Annotated in this window: 27 protein-coding genes and 3 pseudogenes; 12 read left to right on the forward strand and 18 right to left on the reverse strand. The window is 38.4% G+C overall.

Going from position 1 to position 23504, the window contains the following annotated elements:
• Positions 1 to 80: 80 nt before the first annotated feature.
• Both S3O_RS15830 and S3O_RS15835 read right to left on the reverse strand, forming a co-directional pair.
• Complete coding sequence (locus S3O_RS15830) at positions 81 to 917, reverse strand: thiolase family protein (RefSeq protein ID WP_083827726.1); 837 nt, start codon at positions 915 to 917, stop codon at positions 81 to 83.
• Positions 836 to 1393: a thiolase family protein gene (locus S3O_RS15835; protein ID WP_010598582.1), complete on the reverse strand. Its 558-nt coding sequence runs from the start codon at positions 1391 to 1393 to the stop codon at positions 836 to 838. Before S3O_RS15835 ends, S3O_RS15830 begins: the two co-directional genes overlap by 82 nt.
• Positions 1394 to 1792: 399 nt before the next feature.
• Here S3O_RS15835 and S3O_RS0108050 point away from each other — a divergent pair, with 399 nt between their 5' ends.
• The gene (locus S3O_RS0108050) at positions 1793 to 1972 is read left to right on the forward strand and encodes a hypothetical protein (RefSeq protein ID WP_029463738.1); all 180 of its coding nucleotides are present in this window, start codon (positions 1793 to 1795) and stop codon (positions 1970 to 1972) included.
• A complete protein-coding gene (locus S3O_RS0108055) occupies positions 1969 to 2331 on the forward strand; it encodes a hypothetical protein (protein ID WP_156792836.1) in 363 nt (120 codons plus the stop codon). Before S3O_RS0108050 ends, S3O_RS0108055 begins: the two co-directional genes overlap by 4 nt.
• Positions 2332 to 2434: 103 nt before the next feature.
• Here S3O_RS0108055 and rplS read toward each other — a convergent pair whose 3' ends face one another.
• The 5 genes and pseudogenes from rplS to ffh form a co-directional block, all read right to left on the reverse strand.
• Positions 2435 to 2839 carry a 50S ribosomal protein L19 gene (gene rplS / locus S3O_RS0108060; RefSeq protein ID WP_010598584.1) on the reverse strand — a complete coding sequence of 135 codons (405 nt, stop codon included), beginning with the start codon at positions 2837 to 2839 and terminating at the stop codon, positions 2435 to 2437.
• A 15-nt stretch (positions 2840 to 2854) separates the two neighbouring features.
• Complete coding sequence (trmD, locus tag S3O_RS0108065; RefSeq protein WP_010598585.1) at positions 2855 to 3610, reverse strand: tRNA (guanosine(37)-N1)-methyltransferase TrmD; 756 nt, start codon at positions 3608 to 3610, stop codon at positions 2855 to 2857.
• Positions 3611 to 3659: 49 nt separating this feature from the next.
• Complete coding sequence (gene rimM, locus S3O_RS12275) at positions 3660 to 4145, reverse strand: ribosome maturation factor RimM (protein ID WP_010598586.1); 486 nt, start codon at positions 4143 to 4145, stop codon at positions 3660 to 3662.
• Between the two features lie 37 nt (positions 4146 to 4182).
• Positions 4183 to 4467: a 30S ribosomal protein S16 gene (gene rpsP / locus S3O_RS0108075; RefSeq protein ID WP_010598587.1), complete on the reverse strand. Its 285-nt coding sequence runs from the start codon at positions 4465 to 4467 to the stop codon at positions 4183 to 4185.
• Positions 4468 to 4612: 145 nt separating this feature from the next.
• Positions 4613 to 5942 (reverse strand): annotated as a pseudogene (gene ffh, locus S3O_RS14425) (signal recognition particle protein).
• A gap of 217 nt (positions 5943 to 6159) precedes the next feature.
• On the opposite strand from ffh, the gene ccsA reads away from it, so the two are divergent.
• From ccsA to S3O_RS0108095, 3 genes are all read left to right on the forward strand, one after another.
• A complete protein-coding gene (gene ccsA / locus S3O_RS0108085) occupies positions 6160 to 6600 on the forward strand; it encodes a cytochrome c biogenesis protein CcsA (RefSeq protein ID WP_010598590.1) in 441 nt (146 codons plus the stop codon).
• 16 nt (positions 6601 to 6616) lie between these two features.
• Positions 6617 to 7891 carry an HlyC/CorC family transporter gene (locus S3O_RS0108090; protein ID WP_010598591.1) on the forward strand — a complete coding sequence of 425 codons (1275 nt, stop codon included), beginning with the start codon at positions 6617 to 6619 and terminating at the stop codon, positions 7889 to 7891.
• An 83-nt stretch (positions 7892 to 7974) separates the two neighbouring features.
• Positions 7975 to 8343, forward strand: a complete 369-nt coding sequence (locus S3O_RS0108095; RefSeq protein ID WP_029463739.1) for a hypothetical protein — start codon at positions 7975 to 7977, stop codon at positions 8341 to 8343.
• 398 nt (positions 8344 to 8741) lie between these two features.
• Here S3O_RS0108095 and S3O_RS0108100 read toward each other — a convergent pair whose 3' ends face one another.
• From S3O_RS0108100 to S3O_RS20705, 6 genes are all read right to left on the reverse strand, one after another.
• Complete coding sequence (locus S3O_RS0108100; RefSeq protein ID WP_010598593.1) at positions 8742 to 9710, reverse strand: hypothetical protein; 969 nt, start codon at positions 9708 to 9710, stop codon at positions 8742 to 8744.
• An 854-nt stretch (positions 9711 to 10564) separates the two neighbouring features.
• On the reverse strand, positions 10565 to 11008 hold the full coding sequence (locus S3O_RS0108105; protein WP_033227421.1) for a hypothetical protein: 444 nt from the start codon (positions 11006 to 11008) through the stop codon (positions 10565 to 10567).
• A gap of 170 nt (positions 11009 to 11178) precedes the next feature.
• Complete coding sequence (locus tag S3O_RS0108110) at positions 11179 to 11832, reverse strand: hypothetical protein (protein ID WP_010598595.1); 654 nt, start codon at positions 11830 to 11832, stop codon at positions 11179 to 11181.
• A gap of 476 nt (positions 11833 to 12308) precedes the next feature.
• Positions 12309 to 13052, reverse strand: a complete 744-nt coding sequence (gene pgeF, locus S3O_RS0108115; RefSeq protein ID WP_010598596.1) for a peptidoglycan editing factor PgeF — start codon at positions 13050 to 13052, stop codon at positions 12309 to 12311.
• Complete coding sequence (locus S3O_RS14430) at positions 13045 to 13662, reverse strand: RluA family pseudouridine synthase (protein WP_010598597.1); 618 nt, start codon at positions 13660 to 13662, stop codon at positions 13045 to 13047. The genes pgeF and S3O_RS14430 overlap by 8 nt, the downstream gene beginning before the upstream one ends.
• A gap of 37 nt (positions 13663 to 13699) precedes the next feature.
• Positions 13700 to 13978 carry a S4 domain-containing protein gene (locus S3O_RS20705; protein WP_010598598.1) on the reverse strand — a complete coding sequence of 93 codons (279 nt, stop codon included), beginning with the start codon at positions 13976 to 13978 and terminating at the stop codon, positions 13700 to 13702.
• A 68-nt stretch (positions 13979 to 14046) separates the two neighbouring features.
• On the opposite strand from S3O_RS20705, the gene S3O_RS0108125 reads away from it, so the two are divergent.
• Together S3O_RS0108125 and S3O_RS12290 are read left to right on the forward strand one after the other, a co-directional pair.
• Positions 14047 to 14262, forward strand: a complete 216-nt coding sequence (locus S3O_RS0108125; protein WP_010598599.1) for a YgaP family membrane protein — start codon at positions 14047 to 14049, stop codon at positions 14260 to 14262.
• 128 nt (positions 14263 to 14390) lie between these two features.
• A complete protein-coding gene (locus tag S3O_RS12290; RefSeq protein ID WP_033227495.1) occupies positions 14391 to 15143 on the forward strand; it encodes an outer membrane protein assembly factor BamD in 753 nt (250 codons plus the stop codon).
• 2 nt (positions 15144 to 15145) lie between these two features.
• On the opposite strand, the pseudogene S3O_RS20510 reads toward S3O_RS12290, so the two are convergent.
• From S3O_RS20510 to lptF, 5 genes and pseudogenes are all read right to left on the reverse strand, one after another.
• Positions 15146 to 16823: pseudogene (locus tag S3O_RS20510) on the reverse strand (NAD+ synthase).
• A gap of 83 nt (positions 16824 to 16906) precedes the next feature.
• Positions 16907 to 17191: an LptF/LptG family permease gene (locus S3O_RS0108140; protein WP_010598601.1), complete on the reverse strand. Its 285-nt coding sequence runs from the start codon at positions 17189 to 17191 to the stop codon at positions 16907 to 16909.
• Positions 17192 to 17201: 10 nt separating this feature from the next.
• Positions 17202 to 17543 carry an LptF/LptG family permease gene (locus S3O_RS0108145; protein ID WP_010598602.1) on the reverse strand — a complete coding sequence of 114 codons (342 nt, stop codon included), beginning with the start codon at positions 17541 to 17543 and terminating at the stop codon, positions 17202 to 17204.
• Entirely contained in the window at positions 17540 to 17974 is a 435-nt protein-coding gene (locus tag S3O_RS0108150; RefSeq protein WP_010598603.1) for an LptF/LptG family permease, read from the reverse strand. Before S3O_RS0108150 ends, S3O_RS0108145 begins: the two co-directional genes overlap by 4 nt.
• Positions 17971 to 19119 (reverse strand): LPS export ABC transporter permease LptF, encoded by a 1149-nt coding sequence (gene lptF, locus S3O_RS0108155; RefSeq protein ID WP_010598604.1) that lies wholly within the window; start codon positions 19117 to 19119, stop codon positions 17971 to 17973. The genes S3O_RS0108150 and lptF overlap by 4 nt, the downstream gene beginning before the upstream one ends.
• 293 nt (positions 19120 to 19412) lie before the next feature.
• On the opposite strand from lptF, the gene S3O_RS17485 reads away from it, so the two are divergent.
• The 5 genes and pseudogenes from S3O_RS17485 (at position 19413) to S3O_RS19820 (ending at position 23475) form a co-directional block, all read left to right on the forward strand.
• The gene (locus S3O_RS17485) at positions 19413 to 19574 is read left to right on the forward strand and encodes a hypothetical protein (RefSeq protein WP_156792837.1); all 162 of its coding nucleotides are present in this window, start codon (positions 19413 to 19415) and stop codon (positions 19572 to 19574) included.
• 48 nt (positions 19575 to 19622) lie between these two features.
• Positions 19623 to 20039 carry a hypothetical protein gene (locus S3O_RS0108165; RefSeq protein WP_010598605.1) on the forward strand — a complete coding sequence of 139 codons (417 nt, stop codon included), beginning with the start codon at positions 19623 to 19625 and terminating at the stop codon, positions 20037 to 20039.
• Between the two features lie 494 nt (positions 20040 to 20533).
• A complete protein-coding gene (locus tag S3O_RS0108170) occupies positions 20534 to 21304 on the forward strand; it encodes a hypothetical protein (protein WP_010598606.1) in 771 nt (256 codons plus the stop codon).
• A gap of 181 nt (positions 21305 to 21485) precedes the next feature.
• Positions 21486 to 22370 carry a hypothetical protein gene (locus S3O_RS0108180; RefSeq protein ID WP_029463741.1) on the forward strand — a complete coding sequence of 295 codons (885 nt, stop codon included), beginning with the start codon at positions 21486 to 21488 and terminating at the stop codon, positions 22368 to 22370.
• Positions 22371 to 22579: 209 nt separating this feature from the next.
• A pseudogene (locus S3O_RS19820) lies at positions 22580 to 23475 on the forward strand (condensation domain-containing protein).
• Positions 23476 to 23504 lie beyond the last annotated feature (29 nt).

The raw sequence follows: 23504 nt of genomic DNA on the forward strand, positions 1-23504 counted from the left end.
TTACCCGACTACTTTTTTTAAGAAAGACAGCCAAATGAGCCCTTCTTGTCGGGTAACGGTCCAATTATTGCAGAGATGCTCTACCATAACGTGCTTCTTGTTTTGAGGTCATTAACCAGTAAAAGTGCTGTACCTTGATGGAGATCGATTGACCCGGTGGCAATACCTAAGCGTGCTTTTTCTCGGTGTAACACGTGTGCTAAATGTAAAGTAATCCGTATTCCACTGGCATTCAAAGGATGGCCCATGGCCAGCGAATCGCCATCAACATTTATCTGTGTGGTAGGGATGAAACCGAAGGGTTGGGAACGATCCCAATGCTGTTGACAATAATCCGCCTCTTGCCAGGAAGCTAAGCAAGCGAGGAGTTGACCGGCAAAGCATTCATCGATTTCCCAGTAATGAATATCATTTAACGCTAAATGTTGCTTTTTGAGTAAGCGGATGACTGCATAAGCCGCACCTAAACCGTTTTCTGAAGGGGGAACTCCGGCCCAATTGACATCCGCTAAGCGGACCAAGGCGTTTAAATGATATTTTTTTAACGCCACGTCACTTGCTAAAAGTATAAAAGCTGCGCCGTCACAGTATTGTGCGCGGTTTCCTTTAGTAATTAGGCCAAAAGGAGGGGTCATATCAGGACGACATTGTGCTAATTCTTGTAGAGAAAGAACGTGTTTCAACCCTTCATCATCGGTGTAATATCGACCGTTTGTATCATAGAGAGTAACTTGCTCTTCTTTAAATAAACGACGTGCTTGTGCGGCAATAAGACGTTGCTGGCTTTGTAAAGACCAATGATCCATTTGTGCACGATGAACTTTAAATCGATATGCTAACGTTTCAATCGCCTGACCAATTGCCTGACCGGTTTTTGACTCACCTGCGAAGAAAAAAATGTGACCAGTTGTTGCCAACGTAGAAAGTTGAGTTCAGTGGTACGCCAGCGGGAACTTTTTGAGTGAACCCATTTAGATAAAGTAGAAAACCGTTCATAATCAATCCATAGAGGCGCACGACTCATGACTTCACTGCTACCAACCAAGGCCAACTCACAGCACCCACTACTAATCGCCAGTGCGGCATTATCTAAGGCTTGAAAACCAGAAGCATCGTGGCTTTGTAGCGTATAGACGGCGGTTTGTGAGCCACACCCTAACCGGGAAGCAAGCACACTTCCCAAGTTTATTTCCTTAGGACCCGATTGTGTACAACCGACGATGAGATGTTCTATCGTTTGCGGAGTTAATGTTTGGCGTAATAATAAAGCACGGATTGTTTGCAGGGCTAAATCTGTAGCAGAAAAAGGGCTCTTTTTTAACCAAGGAGTACGTAACCCATCGATGAGATAAACGGGTCGGGCAAAATTCGATTTGAATTTATAGCGTAACATCTTATCGTCGGTATCCCTTTCTGAAAGCAGAAGTCCTCTTTAAAAATAGCATATAGACGTTAAACATTGAATTTTGTTTTATCCAGGCCAGACAAGTAAAAAAATAATCGCGTGTATGTTACTTAAATAATAGGTTAGCTCTTTAGAAAATAGGTTTATAAATAGAAAAATTAAAATAATTTTTATCTACCTATTTCAAGTATCAAATAAAATTAAGCACATCATTTAGCTGTTTCTTGCTACGTTAATTATTTTCTAAATTTTAAAAAATTCTTTTCAAATGGCTATGCTTTTTAATAAAAATGTTAAAATGTCTTAATAAGATAAAAATTAATTTAAATCGATCTAAAGATAAAAATAATAATCTTTGGTTAATGGCTTATTTATAAGGAGATTGAAATGCCATTTTTTCCTAATGTTCAAAAAATAGTTCAAAGTGAAACGGTTGTTCCAGTCCGTTTTAAGGATTTATCAGCAGAAGAACAATCGATTATTGAGCGTGCTTATAAGGCTTATTATGAGGTAACAGAAGGTAAAGGTTTTGGCGTCAGGATGAGCACGGCCAGGCGACGCCGATGATGGATAAACAAACGGGAGCACCGTTGAACATGCAACCGACTTTAGCCGATATTATAAGTGCCGGACGAGAATATACGGCCAATGCTTGGGCTACTTTTATTGCCATGATCAATAATCACTTATATCATCAACAAGAATTAACACAAGAACACATCGCAGAAGCATTTGATAAGGCCTATCGAGCGGGAGCTGAAGATAAAAACTATTTTGGTGAAAAAATTCCTGCTTTCAATGAATTACTTGACCTTCAAAAAAAAGCTTGGCTATCTGCCGTCGAAGTAGCTAAAAATTATTATCTTGAGATGCAACAGCAACAAGAAGAAGCCTCCGGGCTTTATTCAATGTCTTACATTCGTTAGATTAATTAGGAAAAATAAATAAAAAAACCAACACTTAAATAAAAGCGTTGGTTTTTTTATGGGTAGAACGTTTATGGCAACGCAGTTTGCTTGAGAATTGGGTCTAACCTGTACTTTGCTCAGTAGCTTCAACGCTTACTTTTTTCAAAGGCAAACGTTCTTTAATTCGTGCTGCTTTACCACGTAGGTTACGCATATGATACAGTTTAGCTTTACGAACCGCGCCAGGACGTTTCATTTCAATGGCAACCAACAGTGGGCTATACAGTGAAAAAACACGTTCAACTCCTTCACCATGCGATATTTTTCTAACGGTGAAAGAAGAATTAAATTGGCGGTTACGTCGTGCGATCACTAGACCTTCGAAGGATTGGACTCGTTCACGAGTACCTTCTTTTACTTTGATCTTAACGACAACGGTATCACCCGCACGGAAAGCAGGAAATGTACGCTGTTTATTTCGTTCTGCTATTTGTTCTTGTTCAATTGCTTTTATCAAATGACTCATCACTAGCTCCAAAGACTATTCACTATTCTCATCGATGAATTCAGCCAATAATACCTGCTCTTGTGGCGTAAGTACACGTTTTTTTAGCAATTCTGGGCGGCGTTGCCACGTCCGTCCTAAAGCTTGTTTTAAGCGCCAGCGGGTAATGGCCTCATGATCGCCACTCAAGAGGATTTCCGGGACCTTGTGTCCGGCAACGCTCGCCGGACGGGTATAATGCGGATAATCGAGTAACGTATTGCTAAATGAATCGTTGAGCGCGGATTCGGCATCGCCTAAAACTCCTTCTATAAGTCGCGTCACGGCGTCGATCAGACACATTGCGGCCAGCTCTCCACCGCTTAAGACAAAATCCCCTAGTGACCATTCCTCATCAACGACTTGATCAAGCAGACGTTGATCCACACCTTCATAGCGTCCCGCAATGAGGATGAGATGTTGACGTTGGGCGAGTTGTTCTGCGGCCAGATGATTAAATAGACGACCTTGTGGCGATAAATAACTGACTTGCGGAGGGGGTGTATCACAATGTTTTGACAAAACGGTCTCTTGAGCAGTTTGTATGGCCTGATACAACGGCTCAAATTTCATCACCATCCCAGGTCCCCCGCCATAAGGTTTGTCATCGACTGTTTTTTGTTTATCGGTAGTGAAATCACGGGGATTTAAATACGATAGAGTGAGTAAACCTTTTTTTTGGGCTCGACCTGGAATACTGTGCGCAAGGGCCGAAAACATCTCTGGAAAAAGGGTAATGACCTGAATATGCATATGTTTTACCCGCTGAGCAAGAAAAAGAATCCTGAAAAATCAAGCCAATTTAGAAATCAGGATCCCAATCTACAATGAGTTTAGCGTGTTCTCGGTCGACGTGTTTGATCGTTTTTTCAAGTAAAAAAGGAATCAGTCGCCGCTTGTTATCTTGCTCGTTTTCAACGACGAGGACATCATTCGCTCCGGTTTCAAGGAGGGTTTTGATTGTACCTAAATAACCGCCTGCCAAATCATACACGGACAGGCCGATTAAATCGGTCCAATAATAACTTTGATCATCCAATGAGGGCAATTGTTCACGAGAGACATAAATACATTGGTTCGTTAACACCTGTGCCGATTCGGGACTATTATACCCTTCAAATTGAACAATGATGCGTTGATCATGAATTTCATGCTTTACAAGCACAACAGGAGACGACACCGCTGCGACTTCAGAAGCGGTAGCCAAGTACCAAGGTTGATAGGCTAAAATATTGGAGAAAGGTTCGGTATAAACCGATCCTACGAGAACCCATTTTTTGCCTATCATACTGAATTAAAACACAATAAAAAGAGAGGAAATGAGATTAACCGGCAACCGCAGCACCACCACCTAAATCATTTAGTGCTTCTTTTACTGATTTTTTAACTAAATGAGTGACGGTAGGAGAAAGCTTTGCCCCTTGCGCCATCCAGTAATCAATCCGTTCTTTCTCTAAAGATAAAGGCAGTTCTTTTCCAGAAGCAACCGGATTATAGTAACCTAAACGTTCGATATAGCGACCATCGCGCGACTGACGACTATCGGTTACAACAATATGATAAAATGGGCGTTTTTTACTACCGCCACGCGACAAACGAATAATGACCATGAATGCTTTTTTCCTCTTAAGTTCTTTACAAAGCCTGTGTAAGTGAAGACTACCACTAGATCGAGTAGAATTCACGCCCTAGGAGACTTTACGAATAAAGACCTTCTCCGCGATTCTACTCAAGTTTTATACATTTGGGAAGAGCTTACGAGCGCGGAAGATTTTGTAGCCCTTGTAATAGTTTGTTTAAGCTACCTGGTTTGGCAAAGCGTTTCATCATTTTTTGCATTTGTGTAAATTGCTTTAAAAGACGATTGACATCTTGAATTTGCGTGCCTGAACCCATAGCAATCCGCCGTTTTCGTGAACCTTGAATCAATTCCGGGGAGCGTCGTTCTTTAGCCGTCATTGAGTGAATCATCGCTCGTAATCGTACCGTGACCTTTTCATCCAGCTGACCTTGTGCCGAAGCGAGTAGAGAAGGAGAGGGTCCGCCGGGTAATTTATTGAGTAATTGTGACATGCCCCCCATTTTATCCATTTGCTGCAATTGCGCTAAAAAATCGTCAAAATCAAATTTTTTCCCTTTTTTGAGTTTTTGGCTGAGTTTCGCAACAGATTTTTGATCCACGTGGCGTTGAACTTCTTCAACGAGCGATAACATATCGCCCATACCCAAGATTCGTGAAGCAATGCGGTCTGGATGAAAGACTTCGAGCGCGCTGATTTTCTCACCGGTGCCCATAAACTTGATCGGTTTGCCGAGTGTATGTCGAATCGATAATGCCGCTCCACCGCGTGCATCGCCATCGAGTTTTGTGAGAATCAGACCGGTTAGCGGAACGACAGCATCAAAGGCCTGAGCCGTTTTAACGGCTTCTTGACCCATCATGCTATCAAGCACAAATAAAGTTTCAATCGGTTGGCAGGCAGAATGAATGGCTCGAATTTCTTCCATCATCCCCTCATCCAAATGCAAGCGTCCGGCGGTATCAATTAATACGACATCAATTCCTTGCACACGTGCGGATTGGATCGCGGCTTTCGCAATCGCGACGGGAGATTCTGCCGTAGTACTGGGATGAACTGCGACGTCAATCGATTCGGCAAGATTGGCTAATTGTAGAATTGCGGCCGGACGATGAATGTCCGTACTGGTGACGAGGACCGATTTTTTATGCTCTGTTTTGAGCCAATGCGCCAACTTAGCAACATGCGTCGTTTTTCCTGCCCCTTGTAACCCAACGAATAAGAAAACAGCCGGCGGCTCGGTTACCCATAATTTCAGTTAATGTCGTTTGAACTTGTTTGATGAATGCCTGGCCTGGCGTTAAGCTGGCCATGACTGCTTGTCCTAAGGTTTGTTGGCGAACCTGTTCAACAATCGCTTTAACAACGGGGTAGGCGACGTCTGCTTCAATGAGGGCTTTTTTGACCTCTCGCAAACTGTCTTTAATATTATTTTCTGTTAAACGACCTTGCCCACGTAGCGTTTTGAAAGCACGGGAAAAACGTTCAGTTAATTGGTTAAACATAATTAATTCTCTAAAAATGTCGCAGGGCAAGTATTTTTAATTTTGGTAAAAGGTTTGTTGTTTACTGTATCCACTTCGCACCTATTCTCTTCCAGGATTGCAATCCAAATCAAGCCTAAATTTTGACAACACATTTGAAATAACACCGATTATGCAGGTGAATGACAGAAAAAAATCTGCTATTGTATCTTCTTCGTGCTAGGATAGGTTAATTCGTATGGCCGAGTCATGGGCTGATTTGATTCATTTATTTCTGTCTACCATTGTGTTAGTCATCCTCTGTCTGGCGGCTATCCAGTCTTTATTGTTGGCTAGCCAGGAATGGTTATTAAAGCATAAACAATCGGCGACGTTTATTCGTTATTTCCCGCCACTGGAAATAATGGAATCTTTATTGTTTGCATTGATTTTCGCGGCCTTATTTTTTTTAACGCTTTTATTAATTAGCAGTTTTGTTTTATTTCAACCGTTATTTGAGCAGGGATTATGGCAAAAAGCGGTCTTATCTATCCTTGGTTGGTTTGTGCTCCTGATCTTACTCATCGGTCGCCATCATTTTGGTTGGCGAGGTAAAGTTGCCATTCGTTGGACATTAATTGGTTTTACCTTGGTGGGGGGGGTTTATTTAAGCGCGCTCCTGTTTATGCCTGTTTTTTAAAGGAATGGTTTGATCTGTGTATTCCCCACAATGGTTGATTGTTTTATTAATTTTTTTATTAATCTGTGTCGTTTTTTTCTCTTTAGCTGAAGCGGCCATCTTATCAATCAATCGCTACCGTTTAAAACATCTCGCGCGCCAACATCGGTTGGCAGGACGCCTACAAGCGCTTTTAAAACGTCCCGATCGTTTATTAGGTGTGATTTTACTTTGTGGAACGCTTGCCGATATTTTGGCGGCGTCGGTAACAACCCTTATAGCAATACATTATTTTGATAATACGGGTGTTTTTTTTGCTACGTTACTTTTAACGTTTGTCGTTTTGATTTTTGGTGAGGTGGCTCCGAAAACACTCGCTACTTTGTATCCGCTGCGGATTGCTTTTTTTTCAACCTGGCCATTAATTGTTTTGTTAAAAGTTTTGTACCCACTGGTCTGGCTAACCAATTTAATTGCCAATGCCAGTTTGCGGTTACTGGGGATTAAAATGCCGCAACTCCAGGTTGAACAACTGTCCCGTGAAGAGTTAAGTAGTTTGTTGCGAGATCATACTGGGCATATGCCAAAGGATTATCAAAGTATTTTGCTGAAAGTACTCGAAGTGGAACAAGTACGAGTCGATGATATTATGATTCCACGGCAAGAGATTGTTGGTATTAATATTGAACAACCTTGGGAAGTGATTTTAAAAGATTTGATTAATAGCCAATATGCCCGTTTACCGGTTTATCGGCATTCACTTGATGACATTATCGGCATTTTACATTTTCGCAAGGTTTTGAACAGTCTCGGTCAAGCTCAACTGACTAAAGAGATTATCTTAAAAGTCGCTGAGCCTGTACATTATATTCCTGAAGCGACAAAACTCAGTCGTCAATTAATTAATTTTCGTCGTGAGAAGTGTCGAATTGGTTTTGTCGTCAATGAGTATGGTCAAGTACAAGGTTTAGTGACACTTGAAGATATTCTTGAAGAAATTATTGGTGAATTCACCACGGATTCACAATTGATGCAACGCGAAATTTATCAGTACGCCGACGGGAGTTATTTGGTTGAAGGCAGCATGGCTTTACGAGATTTGAATCGAAAACTCAATTGTTATTTGCCTTTACGTGGCCCAAAAACCTTAAGCGGTTTAATTATTGAACAACTTGAGCGCATTCCTGTATTGGGAACGGTCTTGGAATTAGAAAATATTAAAATGGAAGTGATTTCTGTGAAAAATAATCGTGTTAAAACGGTAAAAATCTATATAAATTCGGGGGCTTTGCCTAATCAATCTTCTCATTGAATGAATAAATATTTAAAATTTTTGAAAAAAGTAAATAGTTGTTATACTACATAGGAACAATTTAATTTTTTTAGGTCAAATCCATGTTGAGGGTTCAATCACGATTAATCAATAATAGAATTAATAGAAATATTATGGAACATGCTCGAACTGTAAAAGCTATGAGAGCTGTCTCTAATAAGCGGGACCACGACCAAGTTACCAAAGAAAGCTTTCCCCAAACAGGGAATACCTCGCTGGTTGAGAATAGATCCGATACTATGGATACATTTCCTTCTGTTCAAAACGCAAAAAATAGCCCCTCAGCTAATTTTTTTGACTCAAGAAATTTAGCCAGAACCAGAGAAGACATTCCTCAAACAGTAAAAAACGAAAAGGTTCTTAAAAAGGTAAGTGTAAGTGAAGAGAATTCCCAAGAAGATTCACAACGACGACCCGTTCCAGGTAGCTAAGTTGATTAATTCATAAGCTTTATTATAAAGCTGAGTAGAATAGCTAAGTTTTTTTCTGGTTATTATTTTATGTTGTAACGCAAAGAATTATTTTAAGCCATCCTCAGTATTTTCAGTAAACAGCACGACACGAATAGTGGATTAGTTTAATAAATATCAGTTCTTCGTAACTTCTTGAATAGATCTGTTTCTAAATGTCTCAAGCAATAAGGTAGATGGTCACGTAAAAAAAGAGAATCGATGCCTAAAAATAATTTGACAGACTTACCCTTAAAATAAGTACATGGCCAATTAATGATTGGCCATGTCTAGGCGATAGGTTCTAGGTATTGGGTTTGTCGTGTTGATCGTCCCTGTATTTCCTTTTTTAATCAAAAGATTAACCCAACGTACCCTATTTAAGGTGAACGACTTGGTTGTGGCAAAGATGACTGACCTGGAAGGGTGTTTGTTAGGTATTCCAATAGTTCTCGAGTGTTTTCTTCATTATAAATATGAGTATTTAATTGGCTTTTCTCAGGTAGACAGTTCAGAGGATAGAGGTGATGATAGGTTTTACTTAAAAGGTTATCTAGCTCTTGATATTGAGTATGAACATCATTCCTTCTGGAGAAGGATTTTGAATGATGTGCTTTTAATTTAATAACTTGACAAATTAAAAAAATCTTTTCTTCATGGGTAATGATGTTAAAGGTATCATTGGTATCCTTCTTTAAAATATTTCTTATCTTTACGATTCCATCGGGCGTAATTTTATTAAAAAATAAACAGCCTCTTCCTAATGGATCCCATTCCTTTTTTTCAAAAAATAGAGTAAACGCTTCTTCGAGCCGGGCAGCGAATGAATCCGATTTTTGCATCGCTTCACTATTTTGAGTATTTAGTGATTCTACTGCGGTGGATTGATCGATTTCCTTATTTAAACGCCTGTAGATGTCTTGCATTTTACCGCTTATATTTTTGAATGAGGTTTCAATAGCTCTTAAAATTTTAATCCTCTTGTCAAGAAAACATTCTTTAATTGTATTATGAATATTTACCAATACACCTTCGATTATATCAATATCGTTCTCAATAGAAAGTGGTTCAAGTTTAGTTTGGATTATGTTTTTCGTGTCCTTAATATTTATTGTTTCTTTATTACCTGATAAATCCGATAAACATTCTTTTAGTCTTTCTTCCCATATGGAAGGTCCACTCTCTATGTTAGTAGAGGTGTTTTTCCTTGTTTTAGAGATAAGTTGCTCTACTTCAGCGATACCTTGCTGAGCAAGAATACAAAGAGTTTTTACTTCCATTGTTTCTTGTGTTTCTTGGTGTTGTAGTACACAGCCCAGTAAAACACATAAAACATCATGTTTTATCATTTTCTTCTGACGAAGGTCTAATTGAGTTTTTACCTTATCAAGTACGTATTGATAAGAAGTATCTTTTATTAAATTAGAAAATTTGTTAATCGCTTGATAAAGTGGGGCAAAAGTATTATAAAAAGCTGAGAAGTGAGTGATTGTTTTCCTGTTCTCTAAGTCTTGTATGGCTGTTTCAAAAGGTGTGAGAACGTCCTCTTCTTGTTTCGTTTCTTTGATTTTGCTAATTGATCTTCTAGTTGTCCTAATTGATCTTCTAGTTATTCTGTTATTGAATGTTGTGGTTGAGCCACCTCATTTTTTAATATTCTAAATAGATTCTGGTGTCCTTGAATATTTTTTATTATAGATTCAATAGTGTTTGATGCCGCTATTGTTTTATTTTTAGGTGTATTTAAGGGCATAGGTTTATATAGATTAAAAATTAAATTATCTATATGATATAATTTAGACAGAGGTAATTACAATGATAATTTTATTTTTTTATATAAAATAATTATTTGATTAAGGTGGTTTTTATTTATATACAGTAAATTTTGTTTTAATTTCTTATCATCCATTTATTTTTTATTAAAAACAGATCATAAGATAGATGAGATCATGTAAATAATTACTTTAGAATACATAGGATCAATAAGATTAACGCATAGTTATGAGTAGGAAGTGTTGTATTATCAGATTGTTTTTATTTTGTAAATTTTATTTGTTATATTTTGCTTCGGTTAGGCATAACGTATTTTGAAAAATAATAAATATTTTCCTAGTTTAAATTGTATTCTCCGCCTTGATTTTTTGTTAAAAAATCAATTTTTATTACGATATCTATCAGTATTCGTATTGTTAGAATGAGTTTTTCATTTCCTTAGCGCTATTTTATTTTTTTTATATTTGTCATAAGGGACACAAGGTTCAAGCGCTGTAAGTAAATCTTTATAAAGTTTATTTGTGCAACTTGCTCTAAAAAAAGAACGATTTTCACATTTTTTCATGAGTATAACTTTTATTGCTTTTAATTTTTGGATTTCTGTTAACTGTGTGTTATCTAATACATTTGTTAATTTTTTAATTCCCTCTGGAATCTTTTTGCCAAAGAAAGAAATTCCTTTTTCACACCATATCTTTTGGTTCACGAGTTCCTTTATGTCTGTTAAAACAGAATGTAAATCATTTCCACTTATTTCATTATTTTTATTCTCAGAATGATTAGAATGTTCTGTATGAATGTTTAAGTTTTTTTTGGCTTGACCGATACAATTTTTTGCTTTAATTAAAGGTTCCTTTAGTAATAAGTTATACATCCTCATATATTTAGTGGAGTCGATGCCCATAAAACAGTAATTTACATCTAAAAATGCGTCTTTAAATACACTTGATTGATTTTTTATTTCTTCATAAATAGTTGTGTATTCCTCTCCAGAAAGACATTGAAGAATAAGATTGAGATCATGGGGTGTTTTAATGAGTTCAGTTAAATCGTCTTTTTTTTCTGGAGAATAATTTTTCGTTTATCTTTAGGAAGAAATCGTAGAGTAAAATAGAGATCATGTGATGTCTTAATGAGGTTAATTATATCATCTTTTTTTTGCTGAAAGAGAATTGTGCATTCCTCTTCGGGAAGGAATTGAAGAATAAGATTGAGATCATAGGATGTCTTAATAAGGTTAGTTATATTATCTCCTTCCTGCAGGAAGAGAAGTTTACGTTCTTCATTAGGAAGAAATTGGAGAATAAGATTGAGATCATAGGATGTCTTAATGAGGTTAGTTATATTATCTTTTTCCTGTTGGAAGAGAAGTTTACGTTCTTCGTCAGAAAGAAATTGAAAAATAAGGTTGAGGCTACGTGGTTCCTGAATGAGGTGAACTACATTGTGTTTATTTTCGTTAAAAAGAAATTGGCTACGTTCGTTTTCAGAAAGATTTTGCAGAATTAATTTAAGATCATACGGTTCCTGAATAAAATGCGCTACATCGTGTTCATTTTCAGAAAGATTTTGAATGCTTAGAGTATTATGTGATTTATCTAATTTTTCTTGGTCTTGTATGTTAATCAGTAATAATTTTTTAGTATTAGGATGAACCGTCGCTAAAGATTCCGCAAATGATTCTCGATTTTTTTTCATAAATAATCTGAAGTTTTATTATTATTATTATTATTATTTTATATAAATAAAACAATAAATTCAATAAAAATGTAAATTAATAAATTAGTTAATAGAATTTTATTAAAAAGGTAAATTTATAGTTTTTTATAAAATTATTAAATTTACTTTTGCCGCTAAGTAGCATAGCTTATCTGAAAATAAAAAAAACAAGATTTAATCTTGAAACATTATTGCATTTACGAAAAATCTGATTTCTCTTGTCAATACTGTTGATTTATGCATTGTTTAATGCGCGCCTTGTGTTTTTTAGATTTTTGTACAAACTTGCTTTTTTAGCATAAAAAATAATTTTCTTAGAGATATAATCTTGATGCAGTTTTACTAAGGGATGTGCTCTGCTTGAAAAAATAAAATGATTAAGGAAAAGTATTCTTTTAGTAAAAGGACGTAACGCTGCGGTTACTTTTCTTGATTGTAGCTTTTAGAGTGATGATTTAATTGGTTTCTATCCAAATCAATGTCACCATCCGTCCTGTGATGTGATCACGGCGAAATGAAAAAAAACGTTTCTCATCCGTATAGGTACAATAGTCGCCTCCATACACTGCAGTAATTCCCGCTTGTTGTAAGCGAATTTTTGCCAAAGCGTAGAGATTAGCTAGCCAACCCTTTGTACCATGATATTGAAAAGCGGAATACGCTTGCGCATGTTGCTGAGTAAAGCAATCAACAACCGGTTGTTGAACCCAAAATGCATTTGGGCTAATCGCCGGACCGAGCCAAGCCATTAATTCATGACCAGGACAGTTAAATTTTTGGAGTGCATTTTCGATAATGCCACAGGCTAACCCTTTCCAACCCGCATGAATTGCGGCAATAGCTTGTTTTTTACGATGACAAAGCAAGAGTGGTAAACAATCGGCCGTTTGTATCGCACAAACCCGTTGCGTCTGTTCGGTATACAGTGCATCGCCTTCGGGCGTTGCTTGGCAAGCAGGATCTTCAATAACGACAGTATGATTACCATGCACTTGGTGAAGCCACTGTGGATCGCTTGGGAGAGATAATGCCCTGCGCAGACGTTGTCGATTTTGTAAAACAGTATTTGGCTGATCACCCACATTTAAACTGAGATTTAAGCTGGCAAAAGGAGGTAAGCTCAACCCTCCGATACGCGTGGTGGTGGCTGCTTTGACCCAAGTGGGTGCGGGCCAAGTGGGTGTGATCCATTCAAGCATTTAAGGACTCCTGACGTAAACAAGTCAGCAATTGTTGGATATCATCGGGTATAGGGGCTTCCCATTGCATAGTTTGTAGAGAGTCGGGATGGACCAGTTGTAAGGATCGTGCATGTAATGCTTGTCGTGGAAAGTGGCGTAAGCAGGCGATTAATGTTGGACTTGCTTTTTTAGGCAGTTGGAGACGCCCTCCGTAAGTTTTATCGCCTATTAAAGGATAATGTAAATGCGCCATGTGGACACGTATTTGATGCGTCCGTCCAGTTTCAAGTTGTACTTTGATCCAGGTATGGTGAGCAAAACGTTCAATGATTCGGTAATGCGAAATCGCTTCCTTGCCACCCACGGCGAGTACCGCTCTTTTTTTACGCAAGCGTGGATGTCGCCCCATGGGGGCATCGATAGTACCCCCTGAAATTAAAACGCCTTGTACCACAGCGTCATAATGACGTTGTATCTGTCGTTGTTGTAATTGTTTTACTAAAGACGTGTGAGCGGGAAGGGTTTTAGGGACCACTAATAACCCGGAAGTATCTTTATCTAAACGATGAATAATTCCGGCGCGGGGTAATTGTTCTAAAATTGGGTAATGATGTAACAGCGCATTCACTAAAGTGTGATCTGGATTACCGGCTTATTCACAACAATTAATCTTCATAAAGGATATTTAGTGCAATCGCTTGTCCTTCCCAAGTGACTTCTTTTGGCAAAGTGGCCGACAAGGTAATCAACGCACCGGCTTTGATTTTGTCACGTGGGCGTTTCCGTTGTTGATCCACTAAGATAGCGCCACTGCGCACCCATCCTTGTAAACGGGTTCGTGAATAACTGGGAAATAACTGTGCTAAGATTTGATCAAGTCGCTTTTCCGCAAAATCATCCGGTACAATAATCTGACAATCAATAGTTTGCGCTGTGTTTTTCATAGAAGAATCGCTATAATGCAGGCAGGAACGATGCCTTTTTCTCACCACTGTACTAGAGGATACTATCTATGTTGAATGTAGCAAGCAATATCGGATCCAATGAGCGTCTTGCTCGCTTAGTCATTGGGGCGGTTTTGTTGATTGGCGTTTTATTAGGATTACCTCGTTTGTTTTCATTTTTGGTTGGGGTGATATTAATTATTGAAGGTATTATTGGATGGTGTGGAATTCCTATCCTCGCTGAAAAATTCAAACTCAACGATTTATTTCGAAAAAAACCGTAAGTCTGCTCAAATAAAGACGGTAATCCTAATCGATAAGTGATCCGCTTGTCCGGGTGATTGTCCCGGATAGGCGTGCATTTTAGGTGGTTATCTGGAATAAAAATGAATCATAAAAATATGGGTGTGTGGTGAACGTAGTAAAATTAGTTGTGATCACTTTATTAGGATTGTTGCTGAGCGCGTGTGCAGCAAATTCGGCCGATCCAATGATTGCTTTTCAGGGACAATCTGCAACGCAAGTTTATCAACGTGCAAAAACCGCGTTGGCGGCCGGTCATTATGAACAGGCCATCAAGGCCTACGAGGCATTGGCGGTAATTTATCCTTTTACACCCTATTCGGAACGTGCGCAGCTTGAATTAGCCTATAGTTATTATCAAGAAAATAACTCAACGGCGGCACAATCGACACTCAATCATTTTATTCAACTTTATCCACGTAGTCGGTGGATTGACTATGCGTACTATCTCAACGCCGTGGTCAATATGGACCAAGATCGTGGTTGGTATTTACGTTATGTGCCGATTGATGTGGCGCTGCGTGATCCCGGTTCCATGCGCCAAGCGTATAACGATTTTGATCAGTTTATTCGTCGTTTCCCGCAAAGTCGTTATGTGCCGGATGCACGGCAACGATTGATTTATTTACGTAATACTTTTGCTGAATACGAATTACAGATTGCCGATTATTACTTCCGACGCAAAGCCTATATTGCTGCGGCGAATCGTGCTAAAGATGTGGTGCGTAACTATCAAGGGGCACCCGCTGTTGAAAAAGCATTATTACTGTTGATTAAATCATACCGTAACTTAGGCTTAGATGATTTGGCCACTCAAAGCATCGCGGTATACCGATTGAATTTTCCTGGCCATCCTTTTTGATTTTAAGCGATAGACGATGAAAATCCAGAACTGATCGGATAGCGTCGTTCACGTCCGAAAGCACGAGGGCTCACCCGTGGTCCAATCGCTGCTTGACGGCGTTTATATTCGTTTCTATCCACAGTGCGCAAGACGTTTTCGACTAATGCTTGCGGAAAACCTTGCTGCACAATTTCGTTGAGGCTTTTATCTTCTTCCAGATACAACCCTAAGATACGATCTAATTCTGAGTAGGGAGGCAAAGTATTTTCATCATATTGATTTTCAGCCAATTCAGCACTCGGTGCGCGGACTAATAACTCTTCAGGAAAAAGTGACGAGAGCGTATTCCGGTAACGAGCGAGTTGATAAACTTGGGTTTTAAATACGTCTTTAATCACTGAAAAACCACCCGCCATATCGCCATAGAGGGTGCCATAACCCATGGCCAGTTCACTTTTGTTGCTTGTATTCAACAGTAACTCACCACTTTGATTCGATAAAGCCATTAACAAGACGGCACGACAACGTGCCTGAATGTTTTCTGCCATGGTTCCGGGAGGAGGGTTGTCTGGGTCGAACCCCAAGGTAGTTAAAAAAGTGGTAAAGCTCGGTTCAATCGAAAACGTAGAATGGCGGACTCCTAGCGTTTGTACTAAGGTCGCAACGATTGAATCACTCAGTTCGGAAGTATAACGAGAGGGTAAAGAGACTGTATGGACCCGGTCCACACCTAAGGTCGATTGCAATCGCTAACACCAGTGCAGAATCTATGCCACCGGAAAGGCCTAGGAGCACACCTGGGAAATCATTTTTTGTAACGTAATCACGTATCGCGAACACTAAAGCCTGATAAAGTTGTGCCTCGTCTGCCTGGTTACTAGGGAAGTGTTGCGAGAGATGCGAGTCTTGATGAGAAAGGTCCCAAGCATAAATAGCGTTTGTTGTCGATGTGGTCGAGATTGAGCGTGTTGGTTTGAGATCAATAAACCACAATTGTTCGGCAAAAAAATCCGCATGCGCGCTGATTTCACCCGTTGCCGAGACAGCGAAGGAACCCCCGTCAAAAACAAAATCATCTTGTCCGCCCACGCCGTGAACATACAAAATTGGACAGCCCAGCATGCGGACTGCTGTTTGTACAGCCAGTAAACGGCGCGGTGCTTTTTGTCGATCAAAAGGCGAAGCATTAATACAAATCACCAACTGTGTTCCAGCGTTTTTTAAACTAAGAATCGGTTCTTCTCGCCATAAATCTTCACAAATGAGTAAACCAATGGTAAGCCCTTTTAAATGAATTAGACCGGCAGTGGTTCCCTGTGAAAAATAACGCTGTTCATCAAAGAGGCCATAATTGGGTAAACAACGTTTGTGATAATTTGCTACGATATGCTGTTGATCAATCAACGCCATGGCATTGTAAAGACCGGTTTCGGTCGAGTCGGGATAACCGAATAAAATTGGTACAGGACTGGGCTGCTGACAAATCGTTGCGCATGCGGTTTGAATACGTTGTTGAAAATCAGCACGTAATAATAAATCTTCCGGCGGATAACCACTTAGTGCCAGCTCCGGAAAGACGACGATGTCTGCTTGCTTCTGTTCAGCGAGGCGTCGTGCCGCCATCATTTTTTCAGCATTCTCCTCAATGGCGCCCACCGAAAAATTAAATTGTCCTACCGCAATACGTAACCTTGACATACGGACCTCTTTTTTTGATAACCCAGAAGGATAAATAAATGGCTTTTACTCAGCTGAACACATTGTAGACGGTTTTTCTCTGGTTAGGCGGATCGATAAAGAAATAAGGTGATCGTCATGAAAATAAATAAAGGTAATAGGGCAGCTAAAATCGGTGGCCATTGATAAACAATCGCCACTGGGCTAAAAAATTGATTGAGTAGATAAAAACTAAAGCCAACCAACGTTCCCATGATGGTTCGTAGACTGGTTGCCGCATTACGCGGTTGTGTAAACGTAAAAGGAATGGCCAACGCCATCATGATCCAAATGGCTAAGGGTTGAAGTAAGCGTTGCCAAAAAGCTAAGCGGTAGTTTTGACTGCTCAAATGATTTTTTTCACGGTAAGTAATCGTTTCGCGTAACTGGTGTTAGCGACATATTCTCTGGATTAATCACTGAAATTTTGAGTAACTTGGGGTTAAATGAGAGCGGCCAAATGGCTTTTTTAAGCTGCGCGGATTGGATATTGGGTAGGTTAAACGTACTATAAGCGATATGAGTGGCTTTCCACTGTTGATTTTCGTATTTCACTTCTTCAGCAAACGCGACACGCTCTAGATGTTGTTGTGAATTAAAAGTATAGCGCGTCACATTTTTTAAATGGGTCGGTGTTAAAATAGAATGAATATAGATAAAATCTTGTCCATCGCGGATCCAAAGTGTCCCTTGTTTTGTCATGAAAGTTTGTCCGCCGGTGGTGAGAAGGGTTTTATGATTTTTCTGCTTAAACGTGCCGCACGAGGCGCAAGTCCTTCACCGATGAGTACCACCACCGCAATTAAGATCCATGTGGCTTTAAAAAGTGCCCACGCCAGTTGTCCTAATGAAACACCATTAATCCGTACAACGTTGAGTTCATTATATTTCGCCAATGCACCGAGTCCGAGTAAAGTGCCTAACAATAAAGCAATCGGCGCAAAGCTATAAAGTTGAGAAGGTAAGGTGAGCAAAACATAAGTACAGGCACTGAGTAAGGTATAATTTCCTTTGCCCACCTCGCCGGTTTCCGCGATTAAATTAATCAATGCAAATAAAGCAATGAGCACCGCCAGAACAGATAAGGAAGTGTGGATGACTGTTTTTCCAAGATGCCGGGTGAGTATTTTCATGATCGGTGCGAAAATAAATGCAGAATGGCTTGTTTTACACGTGACCTGCCTAATAAATAGCCCCACACAATTAAAACGATACCTCCGAGTGCAGCGTGCGCCCACCATAATCCCCAACGGTAGGAGATCACTTCATTTTCAATCCAGCTTCGGCCGAAAAGTAACAGGTTAATATAAAAAATATAGATAATAATTGCGGGCAATAAATATAAGTATTTTCCTTGCCGCGGATTGACACGACTCAACGGAATGGCAAGCAGGGCGAGGAGTAGGGTGGCAATCGGTGCGGCCAGACGCCAATGTAATTCAGCCAGATAACTGGGTTTGTTGGGAGGAGTGGCTTTCCATAATGCCCAACTGGACAGTGCATCTTGTGGATTTTGAATCGTACCTAATTTCATATGAATGGCCATTCCATAGTGTTTAAACTGCGTGATCGTGTAAGGATTGAGTCCGGGAGTCCCTTGATATTGGCGGCCATTGACCGCAATAAAAAAGAGTTGTTGTGTGGCGGGATCAAACGTCTGATAACCACTTTCAGCGGTGGTAATTTTCCACGGAGGCGATAATTTTCCTGGTTTATGTGATGTACTTTGGACAGGTGAATCTTGTTGAGCAATGAAAAGATGTTTCACGGTTTTATGATCTGCAGAGATATTTTCAACGTAGATAATTTGTCGTCCGCTATGGCTTTGCTGGAAGCTGCCGGGTTGAACAGTTTCTAATTGAATCGCAAGCCCAGTTTGTGCGAGGAGTCGGTTGCGATGAATCATCAGTTGCGGATTAATCCACAGATTCAAACTGGCTACAAATAGGCTGATGGCCAAGACCAGTGGGAAGGTAAATTTTGTCAACTGTGCCAGACTCAAACCACACGCTTGTAAGGTCGTCATTTCATAGTCGGCGTACAGTCGACCGTAAGTAAATAAAATTGCTAAAAATAACCCAAAGGGTAGTAATACGGTTAAAAAACGCGGTGCTTCGAGCAGAACCAGTTTCCATAACAAGGTTACTGCAATTTTTCCGCCTGCAATTTGATGTAAATAATGAACAAACTCATTACTTATCAAGATAAGAAATAATAAGCTCGTAATTAAACATAAGCTGGCAAAGAGCTCACGCGTTAAATAACGAAAAACAATCATAGTGTCATCGAAAGCGAATAAGCGCTAAATTATTTCACAAAGGGTCAGGAGACGCCAGTCATGAGCACCGTTTTAAAAAACTCAATAAATGCTTATTAAGCAATCAAAGCAAGCACGATGAAAAAAAGATCGAACGCATGTGTGGCGTTAAAAAAGGAGACGCATTCAATTCTGATCAGAAAGCGGATTGCAAAAAATAAAAAAAATCTTATATAGATTGTATAATCTTAAAAAGATAAATAAGATCGGATTAGGTAGCCCTGCATAAAAAAGGATAGGCGACCCACTTAAGGATGAACTTAGTTAAGATGATATCTTTTTTTAAACTACGTTTTGTTTTACTCCTCCTGCTTCTGTGTTTCGAGACATCTCCACTGTTTGCACAAACGATTCCTGCTCGTTTTTCGAGTGATATGTATGCCAGTGATCGGGTTTTTGGGCAAGCGAATGCGTAGTTACCTTTATCTGGGAAGAGCGATCAGGCTTGGTATCTGAATCCACAAGTGGTTTATGGGGCCGATGGCCAAGGTTATCTGGATTTAGGTTTAGGATATCGTTGGTTGTCTAATCAAAATACTTTATTGGGTGTGTATTTATTTGGTGGTTACTCAAAAATAGCCGAAGAAAATCATTTATGGACAGTGAATCCAGGTCTTGAAGTTTTGGAACACCGTTGGGATGCACGGCTAAATGGCTATTTTGTGACGGACAGGACGCAATCATTAGTTTATTGGTTTGGTTATCAGGTCGGCCGTAAGAACTTACAATTCAAAGGTTATAACGTTTATGACGATTTGTATTTTCTTCGGCAACATCAAGAGCACGGTGTGGATGCATGGGTAGGATATCAGTTAATACATCGAGCGAAGAAAATTTACGCGCTTATATCCAATCCATTATTTCTATCGTTATTCAATTAAAACGCAGTGCCAACAAAACACGATTCGTGGAGATAGCCGAAGTTGATTTTGCTTCGATTTAAATTTCACCATAAATAAATCATTTAAAACTTGTCATATAGGCCATGTCTTTTTTCTCCTCTGGTTTATGAAGAGGAAATTAGGCTTTTTTTAACTCAATTAAATCTAAGTCGGTTAGTTTAATTACTTCTTTTATAACATCTAAAGGGTAATTTTATTGCAAATAATAGACAATAAAATAATAATGAACCCGTTTTTTTAAAATGAAAGGTGGCCTATTAGTTAATTGCTCTCGAATTGATTTTTCATTATACTTCTCGTCCTATATCAAGGGGCGAGGTTTAGTGAAGAAAAACCTTGTGAGTCTCTATCTGCTTGTTATACTCTCTAAAGTAATGGTTTAATTCAATCTAATATTCTACGGATTTTTAGAGCTAAAAATAATAACTAAATGCTAGCAAAGCATTCCTCTTTTAAACTGAAAGACTTTAGTAATGATAACAATCACATCTACATTTACGTCCGATCCTATTGCAGAACCTTTAAAATTGTTTTTAAAGTTAATTAATGAAGTTCCTGAAGTAAAGATATCTCCTTATAGACAAATATTTCAACAATTACTTGATCCAGATAGTTTATTTAGACAGAACCAAGATACCAATATTATTTTAATTCGTTTTGAAGATTGGTTGCCTTTTAAATCTGGAGAAGATAAAGAATTATTTACAGTTAGCCATACTAAAAAAATAGCCGCTGATTTTTTATCAACGCTTCAGGCAAAGGCGGGTGAATTACAAGGTAATCTGATTATAGGGATATGTCAATCTAGCCCAGTTATTTATGAAAATCCCTTTTTAAAAGAGACATTTAAAGAGTTAGAAATAGCATTCAACCAATTGGTTTCTCAATTAATAGGGGTTTATTTAATCACTTACGATGAGATTAATACTTATTATCCAATTTCTGACTATCATAATTCCTATGCGGATAAATTAGGGCATATCCCTTATACGGAAGATTATTTTTGTGTGTTGGCAGCTATGCTGACCAGAAAAATTCATGCGATAAAGCGCGCAGCTAATAAAGTTATTGTGCTGGATTGTGATAATACTTTGTGGGATGGGGTCTGTGGTGAGGAAGAAAATGTAACGAATTTAAAAATAACAGCCGTTCAACAAGCGTTACAACGTTTTGTTATCCAGCAGCAACAAATAGGAAACTTATTTGTTTATGTAGTAAAAATAAAGAATCAGATGTTTGGTTAGTGTTTGATAAACATCCGGATATGTTATTAAAGCGCGAACATATTACTTCGTATCGGATAAATTTGAAGGAAAAGGCGGTTAATATAGCTGAAATAGCAGAGGAGCTTAATTTATCGCCCAATAGTTTTTTATTTATTGATGATAATAGTCGTGAATGTAAGTTTATGAAAGAATTTGGTTTTTGGATAAGCTGAATATAACCGTAGAAGATACACAACGTACTAAATCCTATCAAGGAAAAGTGAAATTATCTGCTTCAAAAGCCTATCGTTCTCTTAGCCAATTTATTAATGATTTACAGCTAGAAGTTCAATTATTAGAACTTACGATGGATCCTTCCCAGATAGAGCAATTAAAGAGAGCAGCTGAATTAACGCGAAAGACCAATCAATTTAATTGTACAACAGGTAGATATACAGATAAGCAATTACAACAGCTTTTAAATAGTTCAAAGGTTGTAATCCTTCATATTAAGGATAATGAGAGAAATTATGGATTGAAAGGGGTTATTATTTTTAAAATAAAAAATACTGCTCTTGAAGTATTAAATTTTTTACTAAGTTGCGAAGTGCTAGGTCGTGGGGCAGAGCATCGTATTCTTAATGAATTAGGTCTTATTGCTAAAAAATATAATGTACCTTTTATTAAGTTTGCTTTTATACCAACAGATAGAAATGAACCGGCTAAAAATTTCTTAGCAAATGTTTGTGATCCTGTTTTAAACGAAGAAGGTTTGATCACTCATTTTAACATCTCCGCAGAGAGCGCTTGCTTGGTTAAATATGACACAACACAAAGCTTTGCTAAGTATAAAAAAGAAAAAACCTTAAATACGGTAGAAAAAAAGAAAAAAAGTGAAAATTCTATAGACTATCTCACGCTCGCAAATAATCTTTCTACAATAGAACAAATTCAGTCGTGTTTGAAAATAGCACGTCGAAAAAATTTCATTGATACTCATTTTATAGCACCTGAAAATTCTCTTGAGAAAAAATTGGTTAATTTATGGGAAGAAACTTTAGGTATCTCAGGGCTTGGTTGTACGGATAATTTTACTCATCAATAAAAGCTACTCTACTCATAGCTAAAATTTATAGCATTTACGCTGTAGAAATAAAAATAGATGAACTGTTGACTAGTACCGTAATGGATCTTACTGCTTTAATTGAAAATAAACAAAGTGAACAAAGCGCTTACCCTAAAAAAGTGACTTTAATTGGACACAGAGAAAATAAATTATTTCCACTTTCCTTTGCGCAACAACGACTTTGGTTTATGGATCAATTAGAACCAAATAATCCTCTTTATAATATGTTTGTTGCGTTTGAGTTTTTAGGTGAGTTAAACAAAGAAGCTTTAAAACAATCATTTTTAACTTTATTAGAGCGACATGAGAGTTTACGTACGGCGTTTATTACACAGGAAGGACAGGCCTATCAAACTGTTTTACCTTATACAGCCGTAGCTGAGTTGTTTGATTTTAATTTGGAAGAAATCAGTGATTTATCCGAACTTTTTTTACAAAAATTAGCACATGAGGAAGCGCAACAAGTTTTCTACCTAAATAATGCGCCTTTATTAAGAGTTAGAGTATTGGAATATACGGCAGATCGTCATGTGTTGATGTTATCTATGCATCATATTATTCATGACGGCTGGTCATTTGTAATGAACTCTCAGAAATTTACTCGGCATTAATTGAGAAAAGACCGACTAATTTACCAAAAAAGTATTGGGATTACGTTGATTTTTCACAGTGGCAGCGGCATTTATTAGACGAAACTAAACAAGAAAAACTACTTGGTCATTGGTTAGAACAACTATCTGGTTTTTCCTCTACAAAATTACCGCTAGATTACTCAATAGATGATGTTAGCCAAAACAGTTATAAAGGGGCACGAATCCCCTTTTTTATTAAAGCAGAAACTGTAGCGGCTATTAAAAATCTTTCACAAGCTAATCAAACTACTTTGTTTACATCTTTATTTTCCGCGTTTTCACTATTGATAGGGCATTACACGGGACAAGAAGATCTTGTTATTGGTACACCGATTTCAGGTAGACATTCTCCAAATCTTGAGCATGTCATTGGATTTTTTATCAATATTTTAATGTTACGTACGGATACAAGTCTTGATCCTAGTTTTGAGGATTTTTTAAAAGCACAATAAAAAAATGATTTTAAAAGCTTTCCAGCACC

Origin of the sequence: Rickettsiella massiliensis 20B, from assembly GCF_000257395.1 — a bacterium.
Lineage (GTDB): Bacteria > Pseudomonadota > Gammaproteobacteria > Diplorickettsiales > Diplorickettsiaceae > Diplorickettsia > Diplorickettsia massiliensis.